This window comes from Paraburkholderia sp., assembly GCF_036488505.1.
Lineage (GTDB): Bacteria > Pseudomonadota > Gammaproteobacteria > Burkholderiales > Burkholderiaceae > Paraburkholderia.
The window spans coordinates 1-4,161 of the sequence record NZ_DASXHN010000505.1; the positions used below are offsets into that span (position 1 = coordinate 1).

Genomic DNA, 4,161 nt, shown 5'->3' on the forward strand with positions numbered 1-4,161 from the left:
ACCAGACCCGGCCGAGCATCACCATCGACAGCAGCACGAACGGCCACCAGATGCCCCAGAACACGAATTGCGCGGCGAGCGTCAAGTTGTTCCACAGATGCGCGGTGTCGTCCGGCAGCGGCATCAGCGCGGGCACGATGATCAGCAGCGCATAGACCGCGACCACGACCCACTGGATGCCGCGGATCACCGCGCCGTGACGCTGCATCCACTGGCCGGCCGCCGCGAGGCGCCCCGCCCGGGGGGCCGTCATGGTGCTCATGCTGCGCGCCCCGCGGTCTGCTGTGCCGGCTTGCGGTTCGCCCGGCGCACCAGCAGATAGACGACGCCCCAGTAGAGCGCATAGGCGATCAGGTTCATCAATGCGGGATGCGCGCGATAGCCAGTTAGCGTCGCGACGAGCGAACCGAAGGTGCTCGAATCGTCGAGAATCGCCGATGAATTCCACAACTGGTCGACGAGCGTAGGCAGGACTTCCTTGTCGATCAGCTTGTCGACGCCGGTCTGGAACAGGCCCGCGCCGAGGAACAGCAGCATGATTTCAGTGACGCGGAAGAAATACCGCCACGAGAAGAACTTGCCGCCCAGCTGAAGCACGTAGAAGGTCAGGAACGCGAGCGCGAGGCCAAGCGCAACCGCGAGCATCTGGCCGCCATCGACATGGCCCGACTGACCGAAGCCGAGGCCATACAGGAAGATCACCGTTTCGCTGCCCTCACGCGCGATCGCGAGCGCGACCAGCACCGCGACGCCCCACCAGTTCGAATCGCGCTGGCTCTTCTGCAGCGACTGCTCCATGTCGCGCTTCAGCGTGCGGCCGTGCTGCTTCATCCACAGCACCATCTGTACGATCAGCACGCAGGCGACCAGCACCATCGCGGTCTGGAAATAGTCCTGCGCATCGCCGGAGAGCTCCTCGGTGAAGCCGACGAGCGCCGCGCCGAGCGCCACCGCCGCGATCACGCCGGCCGCCACGCCGCCCCAAAGGTACGGCAAGCCGCGGCGCGCGTCGGCGTCGCCATTTTTCAACCAAGCGTACAGGATGCCGACGACCAGCAGCGCCTCGACACTCTCCCGCCACACGATGAAAAGAATCTGACCCATTAAGCTCTCCCTTCGATTCTTACTGCCCGCGAATGCGAGCGCTCGCCTGACGTGACGCGCTCGGGTTCGAGGCCATTGCTACTTCGCGACGATCACGCCCTGCGCCTGCTGGTGGAAATCGTCGAAAAACTTGTATTCGCCCGGCTCCAGCGGAGCGATCACGACGAACGATTCCGCGCCCGGCGCCAACACTTTTTCCTTGCGCAACTGCACGCTCTCGAATTCGGCCGCACCCTTGCCGGCGTTGCGCACTTCGATCTTGATACGCTGCCCCGCCGGCACTTCGATACGCGCTGGATTCAGCTTGCCGTCGTTCATTTCCAGCTTGAAGGTCGGCAGATCGGCTGCGTGAGCCGCGGCCGCCAGTGCAAACGTGGCGGCGAGCATCGCGATTTTTCGGTTGATTCCCATTAGCCTTTCCGGAAAACGAGACGCGCCCGCATCGGCTGTGACACCGAACGTCCGCGCGCCGTCTGCTGCATTGACTGATGCGCCGATTGAGCGCCGCGCGACCGCGCCGTCAGGGCCACTTGCATCACGCGGGCGGCCTGACCGGCGGCGCTCAATAACCGCCCTTCTTGCCGATACCGGCGAACGTAAAGTCGTACTCGATCGTGAATGGCTTGAACCACGGACCCACGCCGGTTTCCTTGTCGACATGGCGGCCAAACGCCATGTGACCCGTCTGCATCGGCGGTTCGACAATCAGCTTCAAGTGATATTTGCCGGGACCCTGTAGCTTGACGTTGTCACCGTAGTGGGGGCCGTCGTTTGCGACCATCGCCATCAGGTCGCCCTTTTGCGCCTGATTCGAGCCCGCCTTCGTCAGCTCATAGTGGACTTGCAGATACGGCATCCAGTCGCCTTCGGCAAAACCGGTCGGATTGTCCTTGACTGCGTGGATGTCGGCCTCCAGGTGAATATCCGAATCCGACGCCTTGCGCATCATGCCTTCGGGCTCCATCGTGATCGGCTGCAGATAGACCGCGCCGATTTCCATGCCGCTCTGGATATGCTGCTTGCCGATCGGGTATTCCGCAGCCGTGGCCGAGAGAGCCGCGACGGCGGCCATTGCTGCGACGCCGCCCCGCACAAATGAAGAAATCCGCATTGAAACTCCTTTGTTTTTATCAGACCGGAATCGAACCATTGGAACAGTGCGCCGTGCAAGCCAGATGTAAATTTAAATGCGAACCATTCTCAATATTGGACGAGTTTATCACTGTTCTCCAGCCAGAACAAACGGGCACGCGCGCCGAGCGCAGCGCCATCAGGGTCTTAAGGCACGCTTAAGGAAGTCGGTATCAAGGGCGTCGAACCGCAAGCGGCTGACAGCGGATCGCGCGGGCGATCCAGACGGAACGCGAAGCGCCGGCGGCGGGGGGACTGGGCGCGGCGCACGGCCGCGCCCGAGGATGAAAGGCGCCTTACTCGACGCCCGAGACGTGATCGCCGACGTTCGCGCCGAACACGCGCTGACGCAACAGCGCAAGCTGGTCGCGCGTCTGCGCGGCCTTTTCGAATTCGAGATTCTTCGCGTGTTCCATCATCTGCTTTTCGAGGCGCTTGATCTCCTTGGCAAGCTGCTTCTCGGACATGTCCTCGAACTTCGCGCGCGTTTGCTGTTCCTTCAGCTCGGCGCGCGCTTCGTCGACGTTGTATACACCGTCGATGATGTCGCGAATCCGCTTAACCACGCCGCGCGGGGTGATGCCATGCGCGAGGTTGAACGCGACCTGCTTCGCGCGGCGCCGCTCGGTTTCGTCGATTGCGCGGCGCATCGAATCCGTGACCTTATCCGCATAGAGAATCGCCTTGCCGTTGACGTTGCGCGCCGCCCGGCCGATGGTCTGGATCAGCGAACGCTCGGCGCGCAGGAAGCCTTCCTTGTCCGCGTCGAGAATCGCGACAAGTGACACTTCCGGAATATCGAGCCCCTCGCGCAGCAGGTTGATCCCGACCAGCACGTCGAATGCGCCCAGGCGTAGGTCGCGGATGATTTCGACGCGCTCGACCGTGTCGATGTCGCTGTGCAGATAGCGCACCTTGACGCCGTGATCGGCGAGAAACTCGGTGAGCTGCTCGGCCATCCGCTTGGTCAGCACGGTGACCAGCACGCGGTCGCCAGCCTTGACTCGCTCGTTGATCTCGGCGAGCACGTCGTCGACCTGGCTGCGCGCCGGCCGCACCTCGATTTCGGGATCGACGAGGCCGGTCGGGCGCACCAACTGTTCGGCGACCTGGCCCGAGGTCCTTTTTTCGTAGTCGGCGGGCGTCGCCGACACGAACACCACCTGGCGCATCTTGCGCTCGAACTCGTTGAACTTGAGCGGCCGGTTGTCGAGCGCCGACGGCAGACGGAAACCGTAATCGACGAGGTTTTCCTTGCGCGCGCGGTCGCCGTTATACATACCGTTCAACTGGCCGATCAGCACATGCGATTCGTCGAGCATCATGATCGCGTCAGACGGCAGATAATCGACGAGCGTCGGCGGCGGCTCGCCAGGCGCCGCGCCGGAGAAGTGCCGCGAGTAGTTCTCGATGCCTTTGCAGAAACCGAGCTCCTGCAACATTTCGAGGTCGAAGCGCGTGCGCTGCTCGAGCCGCTGGGCCTCGACGAGCTTGCCTTCGCTATAGAAGAATTCGAGCCGGTCGCGCAACTCGGCCTTGATCGTTTCGACCGCGCGCACCACCGTGTCGCGCGGCGTCACGTAGTGCGACGACGGATAAACGGTGAAGCGCGGAATCTTCTGCCGCACGCGGCCGGTCAGCGGATCGAACAGTTGCAGCGTTTCGACCTCGTCGTCGAACAGCTCGACGCGCACGGCCATTTCGGCGTGCTCGGCCGGGAAAATATCGATGGTGTCGCCCCGCACGCGGAACGAGCCGCGCTGGAAGTCGGCCTCGTTGCGGCTGTACTGCATTGCGATCAGCCGCGCGATCACGTCCCGCTGGCCGAGCCGGTCGCCGGTGCGCAGCGTCAGAATCATCTGGTGGTATTCGGACGGGTTACCGATACCGTAAATCGCCGATACCGTCGCGACGATCACGACGTCG

At 63.1% G+C, this 4,161-nt stretch carries 4 protein-coding genes and 1 pseudogene; all 5 read right to left on the bottom strand.

Annotated features, from left to right (window positions below):
* Positions 1–262, bottom strand: a pseudogene (locus tag VGH68_RS28870) (4Fe-4S binding protein); the annotation flags it as partial.
* Complete coding sequence (locus VGH68_RS28875) at positions 259–1,104, bottom strand: FTR1 family iron permease (RefSeq protein ID WP_331607154.1); 846 nt, start codon at positions 1,102–1,104, stop codon at positions 259–261. The gene VGH68_RS28875 and the pseudogene VGH68_RS28870, both read right to left, overlap by 4 nt.
* Before the next feature lie 78 nt (positions 1,105–1,182).
* Positions 1,183–1,515: a cupredoxin domain-containing protein gene (locus tag VGH68_RS28880; RefSeq protein ID WP_331607155.1), complete on the bottom strand. Its 333-nt coding sequence runs from the start codon at positions 1,513–1,515 to the stop codon at positions 1,183–1,185.
* 151 nt (positions 1,516–1,666) lie between these two features.
* Positions 1,667–2,215 (bottom strand): iron transporter, encoded by a 549-nt coding sequence (locus VGH68_RS28885; RefSeq protein ID WP_331607156.1) that lies wholly within the window; start codon positions 2,213–2,215, stop codon positions 1,667–1,669.
* Between the two features lie 316 nt (positions 2,216–2,531).
* On the bottom strand, positions 2,532–4,161 hold a 1,630-nt coding region (uvrB, locus tag VGH68_RS28890), incomplete at its 5' end, for an excinuclease ABC subunit UvrB (RefSeq protein ID WP_331607157.1).

Excerpts from the sequence above, each read along its gene's own strand:
- VGH68_RS28885 (WP_331607156.1), bottom strand. The coding sequence starts at position 2,215 with ATGCGGATTTCTTCATTTGTGCGGGGCGGCGTCGCAGCAATGGCCGCC.
- VGH68_RS28875 (WP_331607154.1), bottom strand. The coding sequence starts at position 1,104 with ATGGGTCAGATTCTTTTCATCGTGTGGCGGGAGAGTGTCGAGGCGCTG.
- VGH68_RS28880 (WP_331607155.1), bottom strand. The coding sequence starts at position 1,515 with ATGGGAATCAACCGAAAAATCGCGATGCTCGCCGCCACGTTTGCACTG.